Below are 23896 nucleotides of genomic sequence, written 5' to 3'. Positions count from 1 at the left end.
GGACCAGGGGCCCTTCCCCGTGTCTCAGGCCACCTCGACCACCGGAATCGGACCGCGGAAGGTGCGGCGGTAGGCGTTCGGCGTGGTGCCCAGGGAGCGGACGAACTGGTGGCGCAGGGCGGCGGCGGTCCCGAAACCGGTGCGCCCGGCGATCGTGTCCACCGTTTCATCGGAAGTCTCCAGCAGATGCTGTGCCAGCAGCACCCGCTGGCGCAGCAGCCAGCGGTACGGAGTGGTGCCCGATTCCTGCTGGAAGCGGCGGGCGAAGGTGCGCGGCGACATGTGGGCCTGGGCGGCGAGCTGCTCGACGGTCATCTCCTGGTCCAGGTGGCGCTCCATCCAGACCAGCGTCTCGCCGACGGTGTCGCAGGGCGTGCGGGGCAGCGGCCGCTCGATGTACTGCGCCTGGCCGCCGTCCCGGTGCGGCGGCACCACCATGCGGCGGGCGATCGCGTTGGCCGTGTCGGGGCCGTACGCCTGCCGGACCAGATGCAGGCAGGCGTCGATCCCGGCCGCCGTGCCCGCCGAGGTGATGACCTGGCCGTCGTCCACGTACAGCACATCGGGTTCGACGACGGCCCGCGGGAAGCGGCGGGCCAGCTCCGCGGCGTGGCGCCAGTGAGTGGTGCAGCGGCGCCCGTCCAGCAGCCCGGCCGCGCCGAGCACGTACGCGCCCGAGCAGACGCTCAGCACCCTGGCCCCCCGTTCCACGGCCCGGCGCAGGGCGCCGAGGACCTCTTCCGGGTACTCCCGGTCCATGAAGTGGCTGCCGGCCGGCACGGCGATCAGGTCGGCCTCCTCCAGGCGGTCGAGGCCGTGCGGCGTGCTGATGGTGAAGCCGGCATGGGTCCGCAGCCGCGGGCCCTCGGCGGAGACCACGGCGAAATCGTGGACCGGCAGGCCCGCGTCGCTGCGGTCGAGCCCGAAGACCTCGCACAGCACGCCCAGTTCGAAGGGGTGGACCTCGTCGAGCAGCAGAGCGGCGACATTTTTCAGCATGGAGCCAGTGTGGCAGCAATTCGACGTTCCATGACAGTCCTGCCACTGTCGCAATGTGTCCGCGCGGACGAGAGTAGAGCCATGAACACATTCCAGAACGTCCTGGGCATAGCCGCGCTCATCGCTCTCGTCCTGCTGCCCGCCCTCGCCGGGCTCGCCCGCGAGCGCCGCATCGACCGCGAGCTGCGCGCCGCGGAACGGGCCCGGAGCGACGGACCCCCGCAAACGACGGGCGCCGCGCAGCCCGTCACGGCTGCGCGGCGCCCCCACCTCAGAAGCTGGGCCAGGATCTAGAAGTCGTCGTCGAAGGCGACCGAGCCCTCCACCGCCACCTGGTACGCGGACGGCCGGCGCTCGAAGAAGTTCGTCAGCTCCTGGACGCCCTGGAGCTCCATGAACGAGAACGGGTTCTCCGAACCGTAGACCGCCGGGAAGCCGAGGCGGGTGAGCCGCTGGTCGGCTACGCACTCCAGGTACTGCCGCATCGACTCGGTGTTCATGCCGGGCAGCCCGTCACCGCACAGATCGCGGCCGAACTGCAGCTCCGCCTCGACCGCTTCCCTCAGCATGTCGGTGACCTGCTGCTGGAGCTCGTCGTCGAAGAGCTCCGGCTCCTCCTTGCGGACGGTGTCCACGACCTCGAACGCGAAGTTCATGTGCATCGTCTCGTCCCGGAACACCCAGTTGGTGCCCGTGGCGAGACCGTGCAGCAGACCCCGCGAGCGGAACCAGTAGACGTACGCGAACGCGCCGTAGAAGAACAGCCCCTCGATGCACGCCGCGAAGCAGATCAGGTTCAGCAGGAACCGGCGGCGGTCGGCCTTCGTCTCCAGGCGCTCGATCTTCTCGACCGAATCCATCCACTTGAAGCAGAACTGCGCCTTCTCGCGGATCGAGGGGATCTCCTCGACCGCGTCGAACGCCGCCGCGCGGTCGTCCGGGTCGGGCAGGTAGGTGTCCAGCAGCGTCAGATAGAACTGGACGTGCACGGCCTCCTCGAAGAGCTGCCGCGACAGATACAGCCGCGCCTCGGGGGAGTTGATGTGCTTGTACAGCGTCAGCACGAGGTTGTTGGAGACGATCGAGTCACCCGTCGCGAAGAACGCGACCAGCCGGCCGATCATGTGCTGCTCGCCGGGGGACAGCTTGGCGAGGTCGGCGACGTCGGAGTGCAGGTCGACCTCCTCCACCGTCCAGGTGTTCTTGATCGCGTCCCGGTAGCGCTCGTAGAAGTCCGGGTAGCGCATCGGACGCAGGGTCAGTTCGAAGCCCGGGTCCAGAAGGTTCTTGTCGGAGTTGGTGGAGCTCATTACTGGCAGGCCTCGCAGGACTCGGGGTTTTCGAGGGAGCAGGCGATCGCGTCCGCGTCGGGCGCCGACGACTGCTGTACGGGAATGGGGGCGGCGGCCGCGGTCCGGCCGGACGCGGCGCGGGCGATCCTGGTCGCCGGGCGCGAGCGCAGGTAGTACGTCGTCTTCAGCCCCTGCTTCCAGGCGTACGCGTACATCGAGGAGAGCTTGCCGATCGTCGGCGTCTCCAGGAACAGGTTCAGCGACTGGCTCTGGTCCAGGAACGGCGTACGGGCCGCCGCCATGTCGATCAGGCCGCGCTGCGGGATCTCCCACGCGGTGCGGTACAGCGCCCGCACGTCCTCGGGGATCCAGGCGAAGCCCTGCACCGAGCCACTGGCCTCGCGCAGCGCCTCCCGGGTGCGCGCGTCCCACACGCCGAGCTTCTTCAGCTCGTCCACCAGATAGGCGTTGACCTGGAGGAACTCACCGCTGAGCGTCTCGCGCTTGAAGAGGTTGGAGACCTGCGGCTCGATGCACTCGTACACGCCCGCGATCGAGGCGATCGTCGCCGTCGGCGCGATGGCGAGCAGCAGCGAGTTGCGCATCCCGTTCTTCGCGACCCGGGCGCGCAACGCGTCCCAGCGCTCCGGCCAGTTCAGCTCGGTGTCGTAGTGGTCGGGGTGCAGCACCCCGCGCGCCGCCCGGGTCTCGGACCAGGCGGGCAGCGGACCCGAGCGCTCCGCGAGCTCGCAGGACGCCTCGTACGCGGCGAGCATGATCCGCTCGGAGATCCTCGTGGACAGCGCCCGCGCCTCGGGGGAGTCGAAGGGCAGCCGCAGCTGGAAGAAGACGTCCTGGAGACCCATCGCGCCCAGCCCCACGGGGCGCCACTTCGCGTTGGAGCGGCCGGCCTGCTCGGTCGGGTAGAAGTTGATGTCCACGACCCGGTCGAGGAAGGTCACGGCGGTGCGGACGGTGGCGTCCAGCCGCTCCCAGTCGATCCCGCCGTCGGCGACGAACGCGCCGAGGTTGACCGAGCCCAGGTTGCAGACCGCCGTCTCGCCGTCGTCGGTGACTTCCAGGATCTCGGTGCACAGGTTCGACGAGTGGACGACGCTGCCCGGCTCGGCGGTCTGGTTCGCGGTCCGGTTGGAGGCGTCCTTGAACGTCATCCAGCCCTGGCCGGTCTGCGCGAGGGTGCGCATCATCCGGCCGTACAGCTCGCGCGCCGGCATCGACTTGCGGGCCAGGCCCTTGGCCTCGGCGGCCCGGTACGCGGCGTCGAACTCGTCGCCCCACAGGTCGACCAGCTCGGGCACGTCGGCGGGCGAGAACAGCGACCAGTCGCCGTCCGCGTCGACCCGGCGCATGAACTCGTCCGGGATCCAGTGCGCCAGGTTGAGGTTGTGCGTACGCCGCTGGTCCTCACCCGTGTTGTCGCGCAGCTCCAGGAACTCCTCGATGTCCGCGTGCCAGGTCTCCAGGTAGACGGCGGCGGCGCCCTTGCGGCGGCCCCCCTGGTTGACCGCGGCGACGGAGGCGTCGAGCGTCTTGAGGAACGGCACGATGCCGTTGGAGTGCCCGTTGGTGCCCCGGATCAGCGAACCGCGGGAGCGGATGCGGGAGTACGACAGACCGATGCCGCCCGCGTGCTTCGAGAGCCGCGCCACCTGGTGGTAGCGGTCGTAGATCGAGTCGAGCTCGTCCAGCGGGGAGTCCAGCAGGTAGCAGGAGGACATCTGCGGGTGCCGGGTGCCGGAGTTGAAGAGCGTGGGGGAGGAGGGCAGATAGTCGAGCCGGCTCATCAGCCCGTACAGCGCCGCCACTTCGTCCACGGCGCGCTGCGACTCGTCCTCGGCCAGCCCGGCCGCGACCCGCAGCATGAAGTGCTGCGGCGTCTCGATGACCTGACGGGTGTGCGGGTGGCGCAGCAGGTAGCGGCTGTGCAGGGTCCGCAGCCCGAAGTAGCCGAAGCGGTCGTCCGCGCCGTCGGCCAGCGAGCGCTCCACCAGCGTGTCGAGGGCAGCCGCGTGGGTGGCGACGAACGCGGCGGTACGGTCCGCGATCAGGCCCTCGCGGTGCCCGACGGCTACCGAGGCGGAGAAGGAGACCGCGCCCTCGCCGGCCGCCTCGTCCGCGATGGCGAGGGTCAGCAGCCGGGCGGCGAGCCGGGAGTAGGCGGGGTCCTCGGAGATCAGCCCCGCGGCGGCCTCGGTGGCCAGCGACCGCAGCTCGGCCTCGTCGGCGCGGGCGCTGCGGCCACGCAGCGCGGCGGCGGCGACCCGGCCGGGGTCGGTGGCGGGCAGATCGGCGGTCAGGTCGGTCAGGGTCCGCAGCAGCGCGGTACCCGGTCCGTCCTGTGCGGCGGCCTCGGACTCGGCTGCTGCGGACGCGGCGACTGAAGCCGGATCGGCTGGCGCGATGGTCACGTGGTGCTCTCCCTCGCTCGGCTCTGGGCCGGCGGGGAACGGGGCAGCCCTGCGGAAGCACACCCGGGGCAGGGCAGCACTCCGCACGGCGTCCACCGGCCCAACCGCGAGGCCCGGACGTCTGGGCATCCGGTTCGGTCGAGCCGGATGCGCTGCCGGCAGGTCATCGGACTGACTCGGGGGTGCACAAAAGCGCACTGAATACACCGTTGCGGGACAGTTCCGGATTCGCACCGGATTCCCCTGCGGCGACAGCGAGGACGAGCATACATGTGGGGGCTGCCCGATGACGCAGCCCCCATATGTTGTGTCGCGCGTTCGAGTCGGGCCCACAGAACGGGCCGTGCGGCCCTTTCCCGGGCCGGTCGGCCGGATCACGCCGACGGCCCGCCGCGCCCCGTTGCGGGGGGCTCGACGGGCCGTCGGAAGGCCGTGGGCGGCGGTCGTCAGTGGCCGCCCGGAGCCCCCGCGGTGGCCGGCGGGAGCTCGGTGGCGACACCCGGGTCGCCCGCGTCGGCGGTGTAGTCGGCCGGGGAGGTCTCGTCGGTCCCGGCGGGTGCCTTCAGGGCGTTCAGGACGAAGGTGAGCACCACCGTCACCACCACGTTCAGCACGAACGCGGTGAGGCCGATGTAGCCGATCTCGCCGATCCCCGGGATCTCCTTGGACGAGCCGCCGAAGTGCGCCTGGGTCGGGCTGGCGACCCCGTACGCGGCCACCGTCCCGTACACCATGCCGGCCGCCCAGCCCGCGAGCAGTGCCCAGCGGTGGAACCAGCGGGTGAACAGGCCGCCGACCAGGGCCGGCATCGTCTGGAGGATCCAGATGCCGCCGAGCAGCTGGAAGTTGATCGCGACCGTCTTGTCCATGGTGAGGACGAAGGCCAGCGCGCCGACCTTGACCAGCAGCGACACCAGCTTGGAGACCTTGGTCTCCTGCTCCGGGGTCGCGTCCGGCTTCAGGAAGTCCTTGTAGATGTTGCGGGTGAACAGGTTGGCCGCGGCGATCGACATGATCGCGGCGGGTACCAGCGCGCCGATGCCGATGGCGGCGAACGCGACGCCCGCGAACCAGTCCGGGAACATGTCCTCGAACAGCTGCGGGATGGCCAGCTGGCCGTTGTCCACCTTGATGCCGGCGGCGATGGCCATGAAGCCGAGCAGCGCCAGCAGACCCAGCATCAGCGAGTACAGCGGCAGGATCGTGGTGTTGCGCCGGATCACGTTGCGGCTGCGACTGGAGAGCGTCGCCGTGATCGAGTGCGGATACATGAACAGCGCCAGTGCCGAGCCCAGCGCCAGGGTGGCGTAACCCCACCGGCCCGCCTCACCGGGCGCGAGTCCGGCCACCGGTTTCCCGGCCGCCTCGTTCTTCTGCGAGAACGCCTCGCCCGCCTTGGCGAAGATGTCGTCGAAGCCGCCGAGCTTGATCGGGATGTAGATGATCGCCACCGCGATGACCAGGTAGATCAGCCCGTCCTTGACGAACGCGATCAGCGCGGGCGCGCGCAGCCCGGACGAGTAGGTGTACGCGGCGAGCACCGCGAACGCGATCAGCAGCGGCAGGTCCTTGACGAACCAGTGGGTGTTCTCGCCGCCGCCGACGCCCATCACGTCCAGCACCGCCTGGATGCCGACCAGTTGGAGCGCGATGTACGGCATCGTGGCGAGGATGCCGGTGACGGCGACCGCCAGCGAGAGGCCCTTCGAGCCGAAGCGCCCGCGGACGAAGTCCGAGGTGGTCACGTACCCGTGCTTGTGCGAGACCGACCACAGCCGCGGCAGGAAGGTGAAGATCAGCGGGTACACGAGGATCGTGTACGGCACGGCGAAGAAGCCCGCCGCGCCCGCCGTGTAGATCAGCGCGGGAACGGCGACGAAGGTGTACGCGGTGTACAGGTCGCCGCCCAGCAGGAACCAGGTGACCCAGGTGCCGAAGGACCGTCCGCCCAGGCCCCATTCGTCGAGGCTGGCCTCGTTCTCGGCCCTGCGCCAGCGCGCGGCCAGGAAGCCCATGACCGTGACGGCCACGAAGAAGAAGATGAAGACGCCGAGCGCGACGCCGTTCACACCGTCCTTCATGCCGACGCACCTCCCTTGCGGGCGCGCTGGTCACGCTGCCACAGCTTGTACGCGGTCATCGTGAGCGCGGTGGAGAGGAGTACCCAGAGCATCTGGTACCAGTAGAAGAACGGAATGCCGATGAAGGTGGGGTCCACCTTCGCGTACGAACTCACCCAGAGCATCGCCACGAAGGGCGCGACGAGGCAGAGGGCGATGACCACTCTCACCGGTGTGACGGTCGGTGGCTTTCCTTCTGTGTCTGCTGGCATGCGGCGACTCCGTCCCCTCGCTGATCACCTTGTGATGCGCAGGAAATCTAGGGGAGGGCTCCGGTCACCGTCACCCCCTGCCCGCATTTCGGTCCGGCAACGGTCGGTCGATCGGGTATCCGTGCTCGAAATCCGGCCAGATGTACGGTGGTTGGTCCGTACCAGGCCGTGCGAAAGGCCCCCGCGGAGTGATGCGTTCCACGGGGGCCTTTCGGTGGTGCGGACTCAGTCCGTGGGCCGCTTCAGGCGCGCCACGAACTTGTACCGGTCGCCGCGGTAGACCGAGCGCACCCACTCCACCGGTTCGCCCCGTCCGTCGATCGAGTGCCGGGAGAGCATCAGCATCGGCAGGCCCACGTCCGTACCGAGCAGCCCGGCCTCGCGCGGGGTGGCCAGCGAGGTCTCGATGGTCTCCTCGGCCTCGGCCAGCCGGACGTCGTACACCTCCGCCAGCGCGGTGTAGAGGGAGGTGTACTTCACCAGCGAACGGCGCAGCGCCGGAAAGCGTTTGGCCGAAAGGTGGGTGGTCTCGATCGCCATCGGCTCGCCGCTGGCGAGCCGCAGCCGCTCGATCCGCAGCACCCGGCCGCCCGCGGTGATGTCGAGCAGCCCCGCGAGGGTGTCGTCGGCCGTCACATAGCCGATGTCCAGCAGCTGGGACGTCGGCTCAAGACCCTGGGCGCGCATGTCCTCGGTGTACGAGGTCAGTTGCAGGGCCTGCGAGACCTTCGGCTTGGCCACGAAGGTGCCCTTGCCCTGGATGCGCTCCAGCCGGCCCTCGACGACCAACTCCTGGAGCGCCTGGCGCACGGTGGTGCGCGAGGTGTCGAACTCGGCGGCCAGGGTCCGCTCCGGCGGCACCGGAGTGCCCGGCGGCATGGTGTCCGTCATGTCGAGCAGATGTCGCTTCAGCCGGTAGTACTTCGGGACGCGCGCCGTCCGCGTGGCCGCGCCCGTCTCGTTCTCCGTACTGCCCCCGTCGGCACCCATGGTCCGCCCTCCCGACGCTTGCGTTGCTGCCGTCACCGGCTCCTCCGTCTGTCGCGGCTCACATGGTGGCACGGTCCGGTCACGGCTGGTCGCCCTCCCTTAGGTGTCGGTCCTATAACGGACGCGAGTGCACTTCTTATACACCCTTGACACCCCTAAAGGTCTAGGCCAAGCTCCCCGTACTGGTCTAAACCATTAAAGACCAGGTCCAGCCCCAGCAGTACTCGTCGAATGTCTTCGCGGTGGGCGGGGTTGCAGTATCCCTGAGGAGGGTTTGGCGTGAAGCGCAAGCTCATCGCGGCGATCGGCGTCGCGGGCATGATGATCGGCCTTGCGGCGTGTGGGTCCGACGACGGCGGCGACAGCGGCAAGAAGGCCGGTCCGGACGCGTACAAGGGCCAGACCCTGACGGTGTGGACGATGTCCGGCTCGAACCCGGACGGTTGGACCAAGACGGTCACCGAGGAGTTCGAGAAGAAGACCAAGGCCAAGCTGAAGATCGAGGTCCAGGACTGGAACGGCATTCAGCAGAAGGTCACCACCGCCCTCTCCGAGTCCAACCCGCCGGACGTCCTGGAGATCGGCAACACCCAGACCCCGGCGTACGCCAAGACCGGCGGCCTCGCCGACCTCGGTGACCTGAAGAAGGAGATCGGCTCCGCCTGGGCCGACGGCGTCAACCAGCCCTCCATCTACGACGGCAAGCAGTACGCCCTGCCGTGGTACGTGGGCAACCGCGTCGTCATGTACAACAAGAAGGTCTTCAAGGACGCCGGCATCACCGAGACGCCGAAGACCCGCGCCGACCTCTTCAAGGCCTTCGAGGCCATCGAGAAGAAGGGCGACGCCGAGCCGGTCTACCTGCCCGGCCAGAACTGGTACTTCTTCGACGGCCTGCTCGTCGGCAAGGGCGTCGAGCCGGTCAAGAAGGAAGGCGACAAGTACGTCTCCAACCTGGCCGACCCCAAGGTCGGCGAGGCCATGGAGCTGTACAAGAAGTACCAGTCCTTCTCCAAGGCCCCCAAAGACAAGGACGAGGCCACCCCGCAGCAGGCCGAGGTCTTCGCCAAGGGCAAGACCGGCGCCATCTTCGCGATGGGCTACGAGGCCGGCACGGCCATCAAGGCCAACCCGAAGCTCAAGGACGACATCGGCTTCTTCACCATCCCCGGTGAGACCGCCGACAAGCCCGAGGGCGTCTTCCTCGGCGGCTCGAACCTCGCCGTGGCCGCGGGCAGCAAGAACCAGGACCTGGCCAAGGAGTTCCTGAAGATCGCGCTCTCCGAGAAGAACGACGGCGCGCTCATCAAGGAGGCCGGCTGGTCCCCGAAGAACGACGCCATGCAGAAGTACACCGTCGGCCAGCCCGCCGCCGAGGCCGCCGGTCCGGCCGCCGCCAAGTCCGGTGGCACCACGCCGCTGATCCCGGAGTGGGCGCCGGTCGAGAACCCCCCGAACCCGATCAAGACCTACATGACGCTGGTTCTGCAGGGCAAGTCGTCCGCCGAGGCCGCCAAGCAGGTCGAGGGCGAGCTCAACAAGCGCCTCAGCCAGCAGCAGTAGTCGCAGAAGCGCGTCCCGCGCCGGGGCGGCGGGTCCAGACCCGCCGCCCCGGCTGTACGCACCGTTCCGTGTAGGGCTTTGTTGGAAGAGATGGCGAGCATGGCAGTGCAGACCGAACCCTCGGATGTGGCCAAGACGGCCGCAGCCCGCGGGCAGGACGGGAAACCACCCGTCGGGCAGCACGGGGGCAGCAAGCGGAAACTGGGCATCGGCGCAGCGCCGTACCTGTTGATGGTCCCCGCACTCGCGGTGACGGCGCTCTTCCTCGGGTACCCCCTGGTGAAGAACGTCATGCTGTCGTTCCAGAACCTCAATATGGGACAGCTGATCCAGCATGTCACCGAGTGGAACGGCTTCAAGAACTACCAGGAGATCCTCACCGGTGAGGACTTCTGGCGAGTCACGCTCCGCACGATCGTGTTCACCGGCGTCAACGTCGTCCTGATCATGGTCTTCGGCACCCTGATCGGTCTGCTGCTCGCCCGCCTCGGCAAGCGGATGCGGTTCACGCTGTTGATCGGCCTGGTGCTCGCCTGGGCGATGCCGGTCGTGGCCGCCTCCACCGTGTTCCAGTGGCTGTTCGCCTCGCGCTTCGGCGTGGTCAACTACGTGCTGGACCACCTCGGCTGGCACTCGATGGCCGAGTACAACTGGACCGGATCGCAGTTCTCCACGTTCTTCGTGGTCACCCTGCTGATCGTCTGGCAGTCCATCCCGTTCGTGGCGATCAACCTGTACGCGGCGACCACGACGATCGCCAAGGAGCTGTACGAGGCCGCCTCGCTCGACGGCGCCGGCGTCTGGAAGAGCTTCACCTCGGTGACGTTCCCGTTCCTGCGGCCCTTCCTCTACGCCACGACCTTCCTCGAAGTCATCTGGGTCTTCAAGGCGTTCCCGCAGATCTTCACCCTCAACGAGGGCGGCCCCAACCGCCTCACCGAGACGCTGCCGGTCTACGCCTTCGTCGAGGGCGTCGGCAACCAGCACTACGGCATGGGCGCGGCGATCTCGCTGCTGACCATCCTGATCATGCTGGGGCTGACCTCGTACTACCTCCGCATCGTTCTCAAGCAAGAGGAGGACGAGCTGTGAAGCGCTCACTGTTCGGCCGCATCTGGCCCAACGCGACGGCGATCATCCTCTTCGCCGGCCTGGTCTTCCCCGTCTACTGGATGTTCAGCACGGCGTTCAAGCCGACCGGCGACATCATCACCGAGAAGCCGGTCTGGTTCCCGACCGACGTCACGTTCGAGCACTTCAAGACGGCGTACCACGCACCGGACTTCCTGAAGCTGGTCGGGAATTCGCTCACCGTCACCCTGCTCGCCGTGACCTTCTCGCTGATCATCGCGCTCTTCGCGTCGTTCGCGCTGGCCCGGATGCGGTTCAAGGGCCGCAAGGGCCTGATCCTGGTCTTCATGATCGCCCAGATGGCGCCGTGGGAAGTCATGGTCATCGCGATCTACATGCTGGTCCGCGACGCGGACATGCTCAACAGCCTGGTCCCGCTGACCCTCTTCTACATGGTGATGGTGCTCCCCTTCACGGTCCTGACGCTGCGCGGATACGTTGCCGCGGTGCCCAAGGAACTGGAGGAGTCCGCCATGGTCGACGGCTGCACCCGCCCGCAGGCGTTCGTCAAGGTGATCCTGCCGCTGCTCGCCCCCGGCCTGATGGCCACCTCGCTCTTCGGCTTCATCACCGCGTGGAACGAATTCCCCCTGGTCCTGATCCTCAACAAGGACCCCGAGGCCAAGACGCTGCCGCTCTGGCTCTCCCAGTTCCAGAGCCAGTTCGGCGACGACTGGGGCGCCACCATGGCGGCGGCCTCGATCTTCGCCATCCCGATCCTCATCCTGTTCGTCTTCCTGCAGCGCAAGGCCGTCAGCGGCCTCACCGACGGTGCCGTGAAGGGATAACGCCGCCATGACCACCCTGATATCCGCCACCGACACCGTCACCCGCGACGCGCTCGCCGTCCTGCAGCCCGGATTCACCGGCACCACCGCCCCGGACTGGGTGCTGCGCCGGGTCGACGAAGGACTCGCCTCCGTCGCCCTGTTCGGCCGCAACATCCGCACGCCCGAGCAGGTCACCGCGCTCACCGCCCAGCTCAGGGCCGAGCGCGACGACCTCCTCGTCGCCATCGACGAGGAGGGCGGTGACGTCACCCGCCTGGAGGTGCGCACCGGCTCCTCGTTCCCCGGCAACCTCGCCCTCGGACACGTGGACGACCTCGCCCTGACCCGCGCGGTCGCCCAGGAGCTCGGCCGCCGGCTCGCCGAGTGCGGCGTCAACCTCAACTGGGCGCCGTCCGCCGACGTCAACTCCAACCCCGGTAACCCGATCATCGGCGTACGGTCCTTCGGCGCCGACACCGCACTCGTGGCCCGGCACACCGCCGCGTACATCGAGGGCCTCCAGGCCGCCGGGGTCGCCGCCTGCACCAAGCACTTCCCGGGGCACGGCGACACCGCGATCGACTCGCACCACGCGATGCCGCGCATCGACGTGGACCTGGAGACCCTGCACGCCCGTGAGCTGGTGCCCTTCCGGGCTGCCATCGCGGCGGGCTCCAAGTGCGTGATGAGCGCGCACATCCTGCTGCCGGCGCTCGACCCGGACCGCCCCGCGACGGTGAGCCCGCGGATCCTCACCGGGCTGCTGCGCCAGGAGCTGGGCTACGACGGCCTGATCGTCACCGACGCCGTGGAGATGCAGGCCATCGCCGCGACGTACGGCATCGAGCAGGGCTCCGTCCTGGCGATCGCCGCGGGGGCCGACGCGCTCTGCGTGGGCGGCGGCCTGGAGGACGACGGCACGGTGCTCCGGCTGCGCGACGCGCTGGTCGGGGCGGTGCGCAGCGGTGAACTTTCCGAGGAGCGGCTCGCCGACGCGGCCGCACGGGTACGCGCCCTCGCGTCGTGGACGCAGGGGGCCGCGGGGGCCGGTTCGGGGCCGGGCGCGGCAACGCAGGAGGGGACCGCGTCCGGCACCAAAATCGGCTCCGACATCGGCCTGGTCGCCGCCCGCCGGGCGGTCCGGGCGACCGGATCCGCCGCGCCGCTGACCGAGCCCGCGTACGTCGCCGCGTTCACCTCGGCGTCGAACATCGCCGTCGGCGACGAGACCCCCTGGGGTGTCGCCGCGGAGCTGGGCCGGCTGCTGCCGGGCACGGAGACCGACACGTACAGCAGCGAGACCGGGGCGCCCGCCGCCGCGGTGCTGCGGGCGGCGGGGGAGCGGCGCATCGTCGTGGTGGTCCGCGACGTCCACCGCCACGCCTGGATGGGCGAGGCGCTCGACGCCCTGGTGGCCGAGCGTCCCGACACGGTCGTCGTCGAGATGGGCGTACCGCAGGCCGCCCCCAGGGGCGCCCTGCACATCGCCACCCACGGCGCGGCCCGCGTCTGCGGTCTCGCGGCGGCGGAGATCGTCGTCAGGGGCGCGGCAGGCCCCACGGTCTGAGCACCGGGTGTGATGCGGGCGGGGGGCCGCGTCACACCCGTCCGCAGTCCGTGCGACGGCATACGAGAGGGCCGGGGCACCCGCGGTGGGTGCCCCGGCCCTCTCGGGTGTGTCCGAAGCTCTACAGGCCCTGCCACGACGGCTTGGCCGCGTACGTGGCGCGGAAGTAGTCCGCCAGCTTCAGCTTCGACGCGGCGGCCTCGTCGACCACCACCGTCGCGTGCGGGTGCAGCTGGAGCGCCGAGGCGGGCACGACCGAGGCGACCGGCCCCTCCACCGTCAGTGCCACGGCGTCCGCCTTGCCCTCGCCGGTGGCCAGCAGGATCGGGTGACGGGACTCCAGGATGGTGCCGATGCCCTGGGTGATCACGTGGTGCGGCACCTGCGATATGTCGTTGTCGAAGAAGCGCGCGTTGTCGACCCGGGTCTGCTCGGTGAGCGTCTTGATCCGGGTGCGGGAGGCGAGCGAGGAGCACGGCTCGTTGAAGCCGATGTGCCCGTCGGTGCCGATGCCGAGGAGCTGGAGGTCCACGCCGCCGGCCTCGGCCAGCGCCTTGTCGTACGCCAGGCAGGCCGCCCGGACGTCCTCGGCGGAGCCGTCGGGGCCCATGAAGGACGCCTCGGACAGGCCGAGCGGTTCGACGACCTCGCGCAGCACCACCGAGCGGTAGGACTCGGGGTGGCCCGCGGGCAGCCCGACGTATTCGTCGAGCTGGCAGATGCGCGCCCGCGAGGCGTCGACGGCGCCGGAGCGGACCCTGGCCGCCAGCGCCTGGTAGATGGGCAGCGGGGTCGAGCCGGTGGCAACGCCGAGAAGTGCGTCGGGCTTGCGGCTCAGCAGGGCGCCGATGGCCTCCGCGATGAGTTCGCCGCCTGCCTTGGCGTCCGGGACGATGACAACTTCCACGCTGGGCCTGCCGATCTGAAGAGTGGAGTCAGGTGGTATAGACCAATAGGCTTCCAATCTAGCAGAACCCGGTAACGCGGGCACGGCCGGACGCACCCGGGCCGGCCGCGGTCCGCTGGCGGCCCTTTGGGGCCCCGTGGTCGGCTGGCCCGAACGGTGTTGCCGACGCACCTGGAGCCCGCTGGGAGGCACTCGACATGTCCGCCACTTCTGCGGCCCAGGAGAGCGAGCAGCCGGGCCGGATCATGTCCGGCGAGATGGCCGAGCAGCCCGCGATGCTGCGGCGCATCCTTGACGAGGGCGCCCCCAGGATCCGCGAGACGGCCGCCGGGATCGCGGCGAGGAAGCCGCGCTTCGTCCTGCTCACCGCCCGGGGCACCTCGGACAACGCCGCGCTGTACGCCAAGTACCTGCTGGAGATCCGGCTGGGCCTGCCCTGCGGCCTGGCGTCGATGTCGACCACCACCGCGTACGGCGCCAAGCCCGATCTCCGGGACGTCCTGGTCGTCACCGTCAGCCAGTCCGGCGGCTCGCCCGACCTGGTGGACTCGACCAGGGCGGCGCGCGAGGCCGGTGCGATCACCCTGGCGGTCACCAACAACCGGGACTCGCCGCTGGCCGCCGTATCCGAGCACCACATCGACATCCTGGCCGGCCCGGAGAAGGCCCTGCCGGCCACCAAGACGTACACCGCCTCGCTGCTGTCCCTCTACCTCTTCGTGGAGGGGCTGGCCGGCGGCGACGGCTCGGCCGCCGCCGTCCTGCCGGAGCGGGCCGGGGAGATCCTGGCCCGCAGAGCCGAGGTCAAGGCCCTGGCCTCGCGCTACCGGTTCGCCGAGCGCATGGTCATCACCTCGCGCGGCTACGGCTATCCGACCGCCAAGGAGGCCGCCCTGAAGCTGATGGAGACCAGCTACATCCCGGCGCTCTCGTACTCGGGCGCCGATCTGCTGCACGGCCCGCTCGCCATGGTCGACAACATCTCCCCGGTGATCGCCGTGGTCACCGACGGCCGGGGCGGCGAGGCGCTCCAGCCGGTCCTGGACCGGCTGCGCGGCCGCGGCGCGGACCTCTTCTGGTCGGCCCGAAGGCCCAGGTCGAGGCGGCCTCCGCGGGCTTCGTGCTGCCGACCGCCGGGGTGGCCGAGGAGGTGCAGCCGGTGCTGGAGATCCTGCCGCTGCAGATGCTGGCGTACGAGGTGACGATCGCCCGCGGGCAGGACCCGGACGCGCCGCGCGCGCTGGCCAAGGTCACCGAGACCCGCTGAACGGCCTCCGGGAACACCCGCGGGCCACGGCGCCGGGACGGGACCCTCGGCCCGTCCGGCACCGCAGCCCGGAGTAAGACCGGCCGTCACGGCCGGTCAGGCCGGCCGGCGGTGTGCGGTGCCCCCGGCCGGGGGAGAGGTACCGGCGCGGTCAGGGCAGAGAGCGCGGTACCTCGATCCGCCCTCCTGTGCGGGGAGAGCGGAAGCTCTGTCTTCAGCATTGTGGACTAGACCATTCGCCCGTGTCCATCCGTCGGAGGGCCGTAATTTTCCGGGCCCCTCACCTTGCACGTACGGTCCGGTCGTTCGGTTCGGAACCATTGCCCGTCCGCGGGTACGCTCGCACACGTGCCCTCCATGAACGACCTCGTCCGCCAGCACACAGCCCTCGGTGACACCGACCTGGAGTGGCTGCACCTGCTGGTCTCGGAGTGGCAGCTGCTCTCCGACCTGTCCTTCGCCGACCTCGTGCTCTGGGTGCCCACCCGCGACGGTACCCGTTATGTGTCGGTGGCCCAGATGCGCCCCAACACCGGCCCCACCTCCTACCAGGACGACATGGTCGGACACCTGGTGCCGCGCGGCCGCCGCCCGCTGCTGGACGCGGCGCTGGACGAGGGCCGGATCGTGCGCGAGGGCGACCCGGAGTGGCGCGAGGAGGTGCCGGTACGGGTCGAGTCGATCCCCGTACGCAGGGAGGGCCGGGTCCTCGGGGTGATCGCCCGTAACACCAACCTGCTCACCGTCCGCACCCCGTCCAGGCTGGAGCTCACCTACCTCCAGTCGGCCTCCGACCTGGCCCAGATGATCGCCGCGGGGTCCTTCCCCTTCCCCGGCCAGCAGGTCGACATGGACGCCTCGCCGCGCGTCGGCGACGGGCTGATCAGGCTCGACGCCGACGGGGTCGTGCAGTACGCCAGCCCCAACGGCCTCTCCGCCTACCACCGCCTCGGCCTCGCCGCCGATCTGGTCGGCCAGCACCTGGGCGGCATCACCGCCGAACTCGCCCCCTCCCGGGGCCCGGTGGACGAGGCGCTGGTCAAACTGGCCAGCGGCTACGCGCCCCGGGAGTTCGAAGTCGAGTGCGCGGGCGGGGTGATCCAGCTCCGGGCGATCCCGCTCAAGCCCAAGGGCGTGCGCATCGGCTCCCTGGTCCTGCTCCGGGACGTCACGGAACTCCGCCGCCGCGAACGCGAGTTGATCACCAAGGACGCCACTATCCGGGAGATCCACCACCGGGTGAAGAACAACCTCCAGACCGTTGCCGCCCTGTTGCGGCTCCAGGCCCGGCGGATGGACTCGGTGCGTGGCCGCGAGGCGCTCAACGAGGCGGTACGGCGCGTCGGTTCGATCGCCATCGTCCATGAGACGCTGTCCCAGAATCTGGACGAGCGGGTGGAGTTCGACGAGATCGCCGACCGCGTCATCGCGATGGTCGCCGAGATCTCGCCGGGCAAGGTCACCTGCCGCCGGACGGGACGCTTCGGCATCCTCGACGCCGAAGTGGCCACCCCGCTGGCGATGGTGCTCACGGAGGTCCTGCAGAACGCCCTGGAACACGCCTTCACCCTCGCCGAGTCCGGCACCGTCGAGGTGTCCGCGGTGCGTGGCGGTGCCTCCGCCGGGACGCGGCTGCTGATCACGGTCCAGGACGACGGATGCGGTCTGCCGGAGGGCTTCGACCCGCAGCGCGCCGGCAATCTGGGGCTCCAGATCGTCAGGACGCTGGTGGAGGGCGAGTTGGGCGGGACCTTCGGCATGGTCCCGGCCCCCGAGCGCGGCACCCAGGTCGTGCTCGACATCCCGGTCCGGTCCGAGAAGTAGCTCCGTCCGCGAAGCAGCCCCGTCCGCCCCGCCGGTACGGGCGGGGCGCCCCGAACACAGCAGCGAGCCCGGACCGTTGTTCACGGTCCGGGCTCGCTGGTCATGCATGCGCTTCGGGGGTACTGCGCGCTGCGACTCGGGGGGCGGGGTTGTGCGTACGCTCTGTACGCGCCGCCTGGCTGAGGCTCGTAGCGGTGGCGTCGGTCAGGCGCTGGCGTTACGCGCCCGGTTGCGAGCGGCGCGGCGCTTCATCGCGCGGCGCTCGTCCTCGCTGAGGCCACCCCAGACGCCGGAGTCCTGGCCGGACTCGAGCGCCCACTGCAGGCACTGCTCCATGACGGGGCAGCGACGGCAGACGGCCTTGGCTTCCTCGATCTGCAGCAGCGCAGGACCGGTGTTGCCGATGGGGAAGAACAGCTCGGGGTCTTCCTCACGACAAACGGCGTTGTGACGCCAGTCCATGGCTGCTACCTCTCCTTGGTATTACATACTGTTGCTTGTGAATGTGAACGCTTTCACGAATCCCCCCGCAGACGACAGGCCGACGCCCAGATGAACTGGTTGTGGTCTGTGAAGTGAGGAGGGGTTCTGGCTCTCAGTGGAGGCCGGTGTTGCGGGCCGTCCCGATCGCCATGTAGAGATTCGCAAACCTCAGCGGCGGATACAACCCCTTCTGGAAACTTTTTTTGATTCCTCGGTGTCGACTAGGTCACAGCCGTACTTCTATGGGGTGGAGCCCAGCCCAAACGTTCGAGTTAAAGGACTTTGGTCCCTTCCACTCACACAATCACACGCAGTGCACGGCGTACGCCTGTGAACGTCACACTTGTGCGCACTCCCAGGTGGTCGCCGTCCATCTGGAAGGGCAGCGGAACCTTTGAATGCAAGGTGAAGTCCGTGAGGTCGTGAAGTGAAACGGCGTGCTTGCCGGACGGGCCCTTCTCCGGGCTCGAAGTGAGCAGCTGGGTGCCGTACCGGGCGACCGACGGAGTGGAGAGCCGCTTCAGCCCGAGCACGTCCAGTCCGGTGTCGAAAGTGGCCTTCGGGGACGCGTACAACGGACGATTGCCCAGGTAGGACCAGGGGGCGGTGTTGGAAATTATGGACAGCGCCAGATCGGTGACCGGATCCTGCCCCGGGGTTTCCAATGTCATCACGCCATGCCTGCGGTGCGGCTCGTCGATGAACTGCCGGACCACCTGGCGTACGTAAAGGGCGTGCGTCGAGCGCTTTCCGCGTTCGCGTTGCTGTTCGACCCGGCCGACCACGCCCGCGTCGAATCCGAGTCCGGCGCAGAAAGTGAACCAGCGTTCCGGGACCGACTCGTCCTCGGTGCCCGGGGTGCCGGCCGCGAGACCGAGGCCGACCGTGCGTTCGGTCCGGTTGGCGAGTGCGTCCAGGATCGCGCCGGTCGCCTCCACCGCGTCGTTGGGCAGTCCCAGGGCGCGCGCGAACACATTGGTGGAGCCGCCGGGAACCACCGCGAGGCTCGGCAGGCCCTCCGGATCGGGGCCTTTATGGAGCAGACCGTTGACGACCTCGTTGACGGTGCCGTCGCCGCCCAGGGCGACCACCAGATCGATGTCGTCGGAGTCCGCGGCCCGCCGCCCCAGGTCCCGGGCGTGGCCGCGGTATTCCGTGGTCACGGCCTCCAGCTTCATCTCGCTGGCCAGCGCGTGGATGAGCACGTCACGGGTCCGCGCACTGGTGGTGGTAGCAGCTGGATTGACCACGAGGAGTGCGCGCATGACCGCCAGACTACCTACCGCGCGGTATCACTCTGAAGTCCCGCCCCATGACCTTTACGCACGGTGACGGCACACTGCCGATTCCGACCCCGGCTTCGCTTTCGCGGCGCCGGGATGCCAACCTGCAAGGGTGAGTACTCAGCAGAACACGCCCGACTCGTCGCCCGCGCCGAGGCTCGAACCGGCGAAGCCGAGCAGGATCACTCTCGTTGCCGGACTCACCGCCCTGGAAGGGGCGGCGCTCGCCATCGGCGGGATCTACATGCTGGTGATGGGTCTGCTCGGGCGCCCCGAGAGCCCCCAGCAGGCGGAGATGGGCGGCCTGACGCTGATCGCGCTCGCCGCGATCCCGCTGGCCGCCGCCCGCGGTCTGCTGCGGCGGCGCAGCTGGAGCCGAGGCCCCGCGCTCATCACGCAGATCATCGCGCTCCCGGTGGCGTGGACGCTGCTGAGGTCGCAGGGCGTGCTGATCCCGGCCGGGATCGTGCTGGCCGCGGTGACCCTGACGTCGCTCTACCAGCTGGTCAGGCCGACGACGGTCGAGGCGCTCGGCATCCGTCGGCCGGGCACCACGCCGGAGGGCTGAGCCGCCGGGCGTGGTGCCCGGCCGGCGGCGGCGCCGCGAGCGGACCCGCCCGCCGCGCCCTCGCCCCTCGGCCACTCCTGCGGCTACTCCTCGACGAGCAGCCGCTCGCGCAGCTGCGCCAGCGTGCGGGCCAGCAGCCGCGAGACATGCATCTGCGAGATGCCGACCTCCTGCGCAATCTGCGACTGGGTCATGTTGCCGAAGAAGCGCAGCAGCAGGATCCGCTTCTCGCGTGGCGGCAGGTCCTCCAGCAGCGGCTTGAGCGACTCCCGGTACTCGACGCCCTCCAGCGCCTCGTCCTCGGAACCCAGCGTGTCCGCGACCGCGGGGGACTCGTCGTCCGTGTCCGGCACGTCCAGCGAGAGCGTGCTGTACGCATTGGCCGATTCCAGGCCCTCCAGGACCTCTTCCTCGGAGATGCCCAGCCGCTCCGCCAGCTCGTGGACCGTCGGCGAGCGGCCGTGCTGCTGGGACAGCTCGGCGGTCGCCGTGGTCAGCGAGAGCCGCAGCTCCTGGAGCCGGCGCGGCACCCGGACCGCCCAGCCCTTGTCACGGAAGTGGCGCTTGATCTCGCCCACGACCGTGGGGGTCGCGTACGTCGAGAACTCCACGCCGCGGTCCGGGTCGAACCGGTCCACCGACTTGATCAGGCCGATCGTGGCGACCTGGGTCAGGTCGTCCAGCGGCTCGCCGCGATTGCGGAACCGGCGGGCCAGGTGCTCCACGAGCGGCAGATGCATCCGCACCAGCCGATTGCGCAGCTCCGCCTTCTCGGGCGACCCGTCGGGAAGCGCGCGCAGTTCGATGAACAGCGCCCGCGCCCCGCTGCGGTCATGTGGATCGTGGTGCCCGTGCTCGCTCATCTGGCCTGCCCGCTCCGCCTGCGAATGCTCCACCGCGACCGTACGGCCCACGGGCCCGTTCGCCCCGTCCACCGGATGGGGCAGGGCCTGCTGCTCCGGGATGCCTGCTGCGCGCACCACCCCTGGTCGCATCGTTTCGTCCCGCACAGGACCGTCCCCGTTCCCGTTGCTCACGCCGGCCCGGGTCCCGCGCCGCGCTGTTTGTAGAGGCTGATGCTGACCGTACGGTCGTCGGCCACCGAGGAGTCGACCTTGCCGGCCAGTGCGGAGAGCACCGTCCAGGCGAAGGTGTCGCGCTCCGGTGCCCGGCCGTCCGTCGTCGGTGCGGCCACCGTCACCTCAAGGGAATCCTCGACGAGCCGGAAGACGCAGCTGAGGACGGAGCCCGGCACGGCCTGCTGAAGCAGGATCGCGCAGGCCTCGTCGACCGCGATGCGAAGATCCTCGATCTCGTCGAGAGTGAAGTCCAAGCGCGCTGCGAGACCGGCCGTGGCCGTACGCAGCACCGACAGGTAGGCACCCGCAGCGGGCAGCCGGACCTCTACGAAGTCCTGATTCCCGGGCTCGCCTGCGATCTGGGACACCCTCACCTCCAAGGTGGCACAAACTCTTTCGAGGATCCGGGAAGGGTGCCCCGGAGCCATGTGGTACGTCTTCGGTTCTGGTCCGCGACGCTATCGCGACCCATGATGCCGTGTCGCCAGAGCCCCAGCCCATGGCTGTCACTCATGGTAAGCCCATGAGTACACACAGTGGCTAGGGGTCTGCGGCGGTCAATTACGAACAACCGGCGCCGGTTTGACGTACCCAGACGTCAGACGATCGAACCGTCCTCGAAGCACCAACGCCAGCTCTCGCCGGGTTCGAAGCTCCGCATCACCGGATGACCGGTCTCCTTGAAGTGTCCCGTGGCGTGCTGGAGGGGTGACGAATCGCAGCAGCCGACGTTGCCGCAGACCAGGCAGAGCCGCAGCTGCACGGGGTGGGTGCCCGCGGCCAGGCAGCCCGGACAGGTCACGCTCAGCGGGACCGGTTCGGGGCGCGGCAGTGCGGACACGTGAGGGCAGTCACTCATGATTGTCAGGTTACGACGGATACGTGGCCCGTGAATTGCGGATGCGAGGACCGTGGAATGGACGTATTGCCGCTGGTGGGACTGGTCGCGGCCAGTGCGGCGGTGGCGGGCGCCGCCCGCCGCACCCCCGTGCCGGCCCCCCTGCTGCTGGTCACGGTGGGGCTGATCGCCTCCTATCTGCCGGGGGTGCCCACGTACACCCTGGACGCGCACATCGTGCTGCCACTGCTGCTGCCGCCGTTGCTCTACACGGCGGCCGTCGACAGCTCGTACCTCGACCTGCGGGCCAACCTCCGGCCGGTCGCGCTGCTCTCGATCGGCTACGTCCTGTTCGCGACCGTCGCGGTCGGCTGGCTGGCGTACCGCCTGGTGCCCGGCTTGCCGCTGACCGCCGCGCTGGTGCTCGGCGCGGTCGTGGCCCCGCCGGACGCGGTCACGGCCGCCGCGATCGCGCGCCGGGTCGGGCTGCCCGGCCGGGTCACGACGATCCTCCAGGGGGAGTCCCTGGTGAACGACGCCACGGCGATCACCGCCTACAAGGTGGCGATCGCCGCCGCCGTGGGCGAGGGCATGAGCTGGGGCGCGGGGATCGGCGAGTTCTTCCTGGCCGCCGTCGGCGGTGTGGTGGTCGGCCTGGCGCTGATGGTGCCGCTGCACTGGCTCCGTACCCATCTCAGGGAATCGCTGCTCCAGAACACGCTGTCGTTGCTGATCCCTTTCGTGGCGTACGCGGCGGCCGAACGCGTACACGCCTCCGGGGTGCTCGCCGTGGTCGTGGTGGCGCTCTACCTGGGCCACCGGTCCTGGCAGGTCGACTTCGCGACCCGGCTCCAGGAGGGGGCGGTCTGGAAGATGGTCGCGTTCATCCTGGAGTCCGCGGTCTTCGCGCTGATCGGGCTCCAGCTGCCCTTCGTACTGAAGGGGCTCGGCGCGTACGCGGTGGGCGACGCCGTCCGGTACGCGGTGCTCGTGTTCCTCGCCGTCGTCGTGGTCCGGTTCATCTGGGTCTATCCGGCGACGTATCTGCCCCGGTGGCTGTCGCGACGGATCAGGGAGCGCGAGCCCGACACCAACTGGACCGCGCCGCTGATCGTCGGCTGGGCCGGGATGCGCGGGGTCGTCTCGCTCGCCATCGCCTTCTCCATCCCGTTCGTGACGACCGACGGCAGCCCCTTCCCGGCCCGCAACCTGGTGCTCTTCCTGACGTTCACCACGGTCATCGGCACCCTGGTCGTGCAGGGGCTCAGCCTGCCGCTGCTGGTGCGGGTGCTGAAGCTCCCCGGACGGGACGCGAAGGCGGAGACGCTGGCCGAGGCGCAGGCCCAGAGCGAGGCCTCGGCGGCCGCCGAGGCACGGCTGGAGGAACTTCTGGCCGACCGGCGCAACCAGCTGCCCGGCCCCCTCGCCGACCGGCTGCGCACCGTCCTGGAACGCCGCCGCAACGCCGTCTGGGAGCGGCTGGGCGCGGCCAATCCGGTGACCGGGGAGTCGGCGGACGACACCTACCGGCGCCTGGCCGGGGAGATGATCGACGCCGAACGGGAGGTCTTCGTGACGCTGCGGGACGAGCGGCGGATCGACGATGAGATGCTGCGGACGCTGCTCAGACGGCTCGACCTGGAGGAGGCGGCCGCCTACCGGGAGGAGTCGGACGCCCCCTGAGGGCTGCCCGTGACGACCGCCGCCACCGCGGTTCCCGGGGCGAACGCGCCCTCCCCGGCCAGTTCGGTGAGCGCGTACAGCAGCTTGGCGACATACAGCCGCTCGACGGGCAGGCCGTGGCGCTGCTCGAAGTCGTCGGCGAAGGCGTGCAGCGCCGGGGTCGTACGTGCGTAGCCGCCGAAGTGGAAGCGCTCCTCCAGCGACCACGTCCCGGCCGGACCGCCGAAGGCCTCCTCCTGGAGCCCCCGCACCGCGTCCCCCAGGAAGCCGCCGCGCAGCACCGGAACGCCGAGGGCGCGCTGCCCCGGCGCCAGCCCGGCGGCGAGACCGGCGAGGGTGCCCCCGGTGCCGCAGGCCACCGCGACCGCGTCGGCCCGCCCGCGCAGCTCCCGCCCCAGCTCCGCGCAGCCCTGTGCGGCCAGGGCGTTGCTGCCGCCCTCCGGGACGACACAGCAGTCCCCGAAGCGGCCTCGCAGCCCCGCCAGGACCTCCGGATCGCCCTTCGCGCGGTACGTCGTACGGTCCACGAAGTGCAGGGTCATCCCGTCGGCGGCGCACCGGGCGAGCGAGGGGTTCAACGGCCGGCCGGCCAGCTCCTCCCCGCGCACCACCCCGACGGTGGGAAAGCCGAGCAGCCGCCCGGCGGCGGCGGTGGCCCGCAGATGGTTGGAGTAGGCGCCGCCGAAGGTCAGCACGGTGCGCCCGGCGGCGGCCCGCAGGTTGAGGGAGAGCTTGCGCCATTTGTTGCCCGGCAGATCCGGGTGGATCAGATCGTCACGCTTGAGCAGCAGCCGGACGCCGTGGCGGGCGAAGCGTTCGTCCTCGACCGGTTGCAGGGGCGAGGGGAGCACCGGCCGCAGCCGGGAGAGGTCGAGTGCTTCGGAGGGCATG

The 23896-nt window shown here is 69.9% G+C and carries 21 protein-coding genes, 1 pseudogene and 1 riboswitch; of the genes and pseudogenes, 9 read left to right on the top strand and 13 right to left on the bottom strand.

The window, feature by feature from the left end:
• Nucleotides 1-24: 24 nt before the first annotated feature.
• Nucleotides 25-999: a helix-turn-helix domain-containing protein gene (locus ABZ622_RS08945; RefSeq protein ID WP_360541703.1), complete on the bottom strand. Its 975-nt coding sequence runs from the start codon at nucleotides 997-999 to the stop codon at nucleotides 25-27.
• 81 nt (nucleotides 1000-1080) lie between these two features.
• Between ABZ622_RS08945 and ABZ622_RS08940 the strand changes: the two genes are divergently transcribed.
• Complete coding sequence (locus ABZ622_RS08940) at nucleotides 1081-1293, top strand: hypothetical protein (protein ID WP_360541702.1); 213 nt, start codon at nucleotides 1081-1083, stop codon at nucleotides 1291-1293.
• Here the strand turns inward: ABZ622_RS08940 and ABZ622_RS08935 are convergent.
• From ABZ622_RS08935 to ABZ622_RS08915, 5 genes are all read right to left on the bottom strand, one after another.
• Nucleotides 1290-2309 carry a ribonucleotide-diphosphate reductase subunit beta gene (locus tag ABZ622_RS08935; protein ID WP_360541701.1) on the bottom strand — a complete coding sequence of 340 codons (1020 nt, stop codon included), beginning with the start codon at nucleotides 2307-2309 and terminating at the stop codon, nucleotides 1290-1292. The genes ABZ622_RS08940 and ABZ622_RS08935 overlap by 4 nt on opposite strands.
• Nucleotides 2309-4720 carry a ribonucleoside-diphosphate reductase subunit alpha gene (locus ABZ622_RS08930; RefSeq protein ID WP_360541700.1) on the bottom strand — a complete coding sequence of 804 codons (2412 nt, stop codon included), beginning with the start codon at nucleotides 4718-4720 and terminating at the stop codon, nucleotides 2309-2311. Before ABZ622_RS08930 ends, ABZ622_RS08935 begins: the two co-directional genes overlap by 1 nt.
• Before the next feature lie 139 nt (nucleotides 4721-4859).
• A riboswitch (cobalamin riboswitch) is annotated at nucleotides 4860-5001 on the bottom strand.
• A gap of 165 nt (nucleotides 5002-5166) precedes the next feature.
• Complete coding sequence (mctP, locus tag ABZ622_RS08925; protein ID WP_360541699.1) at nucleotides 5167-6801, bottom strand: monocarboxylate uptake permease MctP; 1635 nt, start codon at nucleotides 6799-6801, stop codon at nucleotides 5167-5169.
• On the bottom strand, nucleotides 6798-7052 hold the full coding sequence (locus tag ABZ622_RS08920; RefSeq protein WP_360541698.1) for a DUF3311 domain-containing protein: 255 nt from the start codon (nucleotides 7050-7052) through the stop codon (nucleotides 6798-6800). The genes mctP and ABZ622_RS08920 overlap by 4 nt, the downstream gene beginning before the upstream one ends.
• Before the next feature lie 225 nt (nucleotides 7053-7277).
• Nucleotides 7278-8042, bottom strand: coding sequence for a GntR family transcriptional regulator (locus tag ABZ622_RS08915; protein WP_266912364.1), 765 nt, complete (start codon nucleotides 8040-8042; stop codon nucleotides 7278-7280).
• Between the two features lie 279 nt (nucleotides 8043-8321).
• On the opposite strand from ABZ622_RS08915, the gene ABZ622_RS08910 reads away from it, so the two are divergent.
• The 4 genes from ABZ622_RS08910 (at nucleotide 8322) to ABZ622_RS08895 (ending at nucleotide 13073) form a co-directional block, all read left to right on the top strand.
• Entirely contained in the window at nucleotides 8322-9605 is a 1284-nt protein-coding gene (locus tag ABZ622_RS08910) for an extracellular solute-binding protein (RefSeq protein WP_360541697.1), read from the top strand.
• 99 nt (nucleotides 9606-9704) lie between these two features.
• Nucleotides 9705-10697: a sugar ABC transporter permease gene (locus tag ABZ622_RS08905; RefSeq protein ID WP_360541696.1), complete on the top strand. Its 993-nt coding sequence runs from the start codon at nucleotides 9705-9707 to the stop codon at nucleotides 10695-10697.
• Complete coding sequence (locus ABZ622_RS08900; protein WP_360541695.1) at nucleotides 10694-11524, top strand: carbohydrate ABC transporter permease; 831 nt, start codon at nucleotides 10694-10696, stop codon at nucleotides 11522-11524. The genes ABZ622_RS08905 and ABZ622_RS08900 overlap by 4 nt, the downstream gene beginning before the upstream one ends.
• 7 nt (nucleotides 11525-11531) lie before the next feature.
• The gene (locus tag ABZ622_RS08895; RefSeq protein WP_360541694.1) at nucleotides 11532-13073 is read left to right on the top strand and encodes a glycoside hydrolase family 3 protein; all 1542 of its coding nucleotides are present in this window, start codon (nucleotides 11532-11534) and stop codon (nucleotides 13071-13073) included.
• 121 nt (nucleotides 13074-13194) lie between these two features.
• Here the strand turns inward: ABZ622_RS08895 and nagB are convergent, their stop codons facing one another.
• Nucleotides 13195-13980 carry a glucosamine-6-phosphate deaminase gene (nagB, locus tag ABZ622_RS08890; RefSeq protein ID WP_360541693.1) on the bottom strand — a complete coding sequence of 262 codons (786 nt, stop codon included), beginning with the start codon at nucleotides 13978-13980 and terminating at the stop codon, nucleotides 13195-13197.
• 197 nt (nucleotides 13981-14177) lie between these two features.
• Between nagB and ABZ622_RS08885 the strand changes: the two are divergent.
• Together ABZ622_RS08885 and ABZ622_RS08880 are read left to right on the top strand one after the other, a co-directional pair.
• Nucleotides 14178-15247: pseudogene (locus tag ABZ622_RS08885) on the top strand (SIS domain-containing protein).
• A 357-nt stretch (nucleotides 15248-15604) separates the two neighbouring features.
• Nucleotides 15605-17071, top strand: coding sequence for a histidine kinase N-terminal domain-containing protein (locus ABZ622_RS08880; protein ID WP_360541912.1), 1467 nt, complete (start codon nucleotides 15605-15607; stop codon nucleotides 17069-17071).
• Between the two features lie 204 nt (nucleotides 17072-17275).
• On the opposite strand, the gene ABZ622_RS08875 is transcribed toward ABZ622_RS08880, so the two are convergent.
• Together ABZ622_RS08875 and ABZ622_RS08870 are read right to left on the bottom strand one after the other, a co-directional pair.
• On the bottom strand, nucleotides 17276-17533 hold the full coding sequence (locus ABZ622_RS08875; RefSeq protein WP_003953983.1) for a WhiB family transcriptional regulator: 258 nt from the start codon (nucleotides 17531-17533) through the stop codon (nucleotides 17276-17278).
• A 317-nt stretch (nucleotides 17534-17850) separates the two neighbouring features.
• Complete coding sequence (locus ABZ622_RS08870; RefSeq protein WP_360541692.1) at nucleotides 17851-18819, bottom strand: diacylglycerol kinase family protein; 969 nt, start codon at nucleotides 18817-18819, stop codon at nucleotides 17851-17853.
• Nucleotides 18820-18949: 130 nt separating this feature from the next.
• Here ABZ622_RS08870 and ABZ622_RS08865 point away from each other — a divergent pair, with 130 nt between their 5' ends.
• The gene (locus ABZ622_RS08865; RefSeq protein ID WP_360541691.1) at nucleotides 18950-19405 is read left to right on the top strand and encodes a hypothetical protein; all 456 of its coding nucleotides are present in this window, start codon (nucleotides 18950-18952) and stop codon (nucleotides 19403-19405) included.
• Nucleotides 19406-19488: 83 nt separating this feature from the next.
• On the opposite strand, the gene ABZ622_RS08860 is transcribed toward ABZ622_RS08865, so the two are convergent.
• The 3 genes from ABZ622_RS08860 to ABZ622_RS08850 form a co-directional block, all read right to left on the bottom strand.
• Complete coding sequence (locus ABZ622_RS08860) at nucleotides 19489-20415, bottom strand: RNA polymerase sigma factor SigF (RefSeq protein ID WP_360541690.1); 927 nt, start codon at nucleotides 20413-20415, stop codon at nucleotides 19489-19491.
• A gap of 23 nt (nucleotides 20416-20438) precedes the next feature.
• Nucleotides 20439-20852, bottom strand: coding sequence for an anti-sigma regulatory factor (locus ABZ622_RS08855; protein WP_072483809.1), 414 nt, complete (start codon nucleotides 20850-20852; stop codon nucleotides 20439-20441).
• 230 nt (nucleotides 20853-21082) lie between these two features.
• The gene (locus ABZ622_RS08850; protein WP_360541689.1) at nucleotides 21083-21343 is read right to left on the bottom strand and encodes a UBP-type zinc finger domain-containing protein; all 261 of its coding nucleotides are present in this window, start codon (nucleotides 21341-21343) and stop codon (nucleotides 21083-21085) included.
• A gap of 57 nt (nucleotides 21344-21400) precedes the next feature.
• Between ABZ622_RS08850 and ABZ622_RS08845 the strand changes: the two genes are divergently transcribed.
• Entirely contained in the window at nucleotides 21401-23005 is a 1605-nt protein-coding gene (locus ABZ622_RS08845) for a Na+/H+ antiporter (protein ID WP_360541688.1), read from the top strand.
• Here the strand turns inward: ABZ622_RS08845 and ABZ622_RS08840 are convergent.
• Entirely contained in the window at nucleotides 22978-23895 is a 918-nt protein-coding gene (locus ABZ622_RS08840; protein WP_360541687.1) for a pyridoxal-phosphate dependent enzyme, read from the bottom strand. The genes ABZ622_RS08845 and ABZ622_RS08840 overlap by 28 nt on opposite strands.
• Between the last annotated feature and the right edge of the window lies 1 nt (nucleotide 23896).

Source organism: Streptomyces sp. NPDC007164 (assembly GCF_040634135.1).
GTDB lineage: Bacteria > Actinomycetota > Actinomycetes > Streptomycetales > Streptomycetaceae > Streptomyces > Streptomyces sanglieri.
Note: the sequence above shows the minus strand (reverse complement) of the source record. Positions and strands in the feature narration are given on the sequence as shown.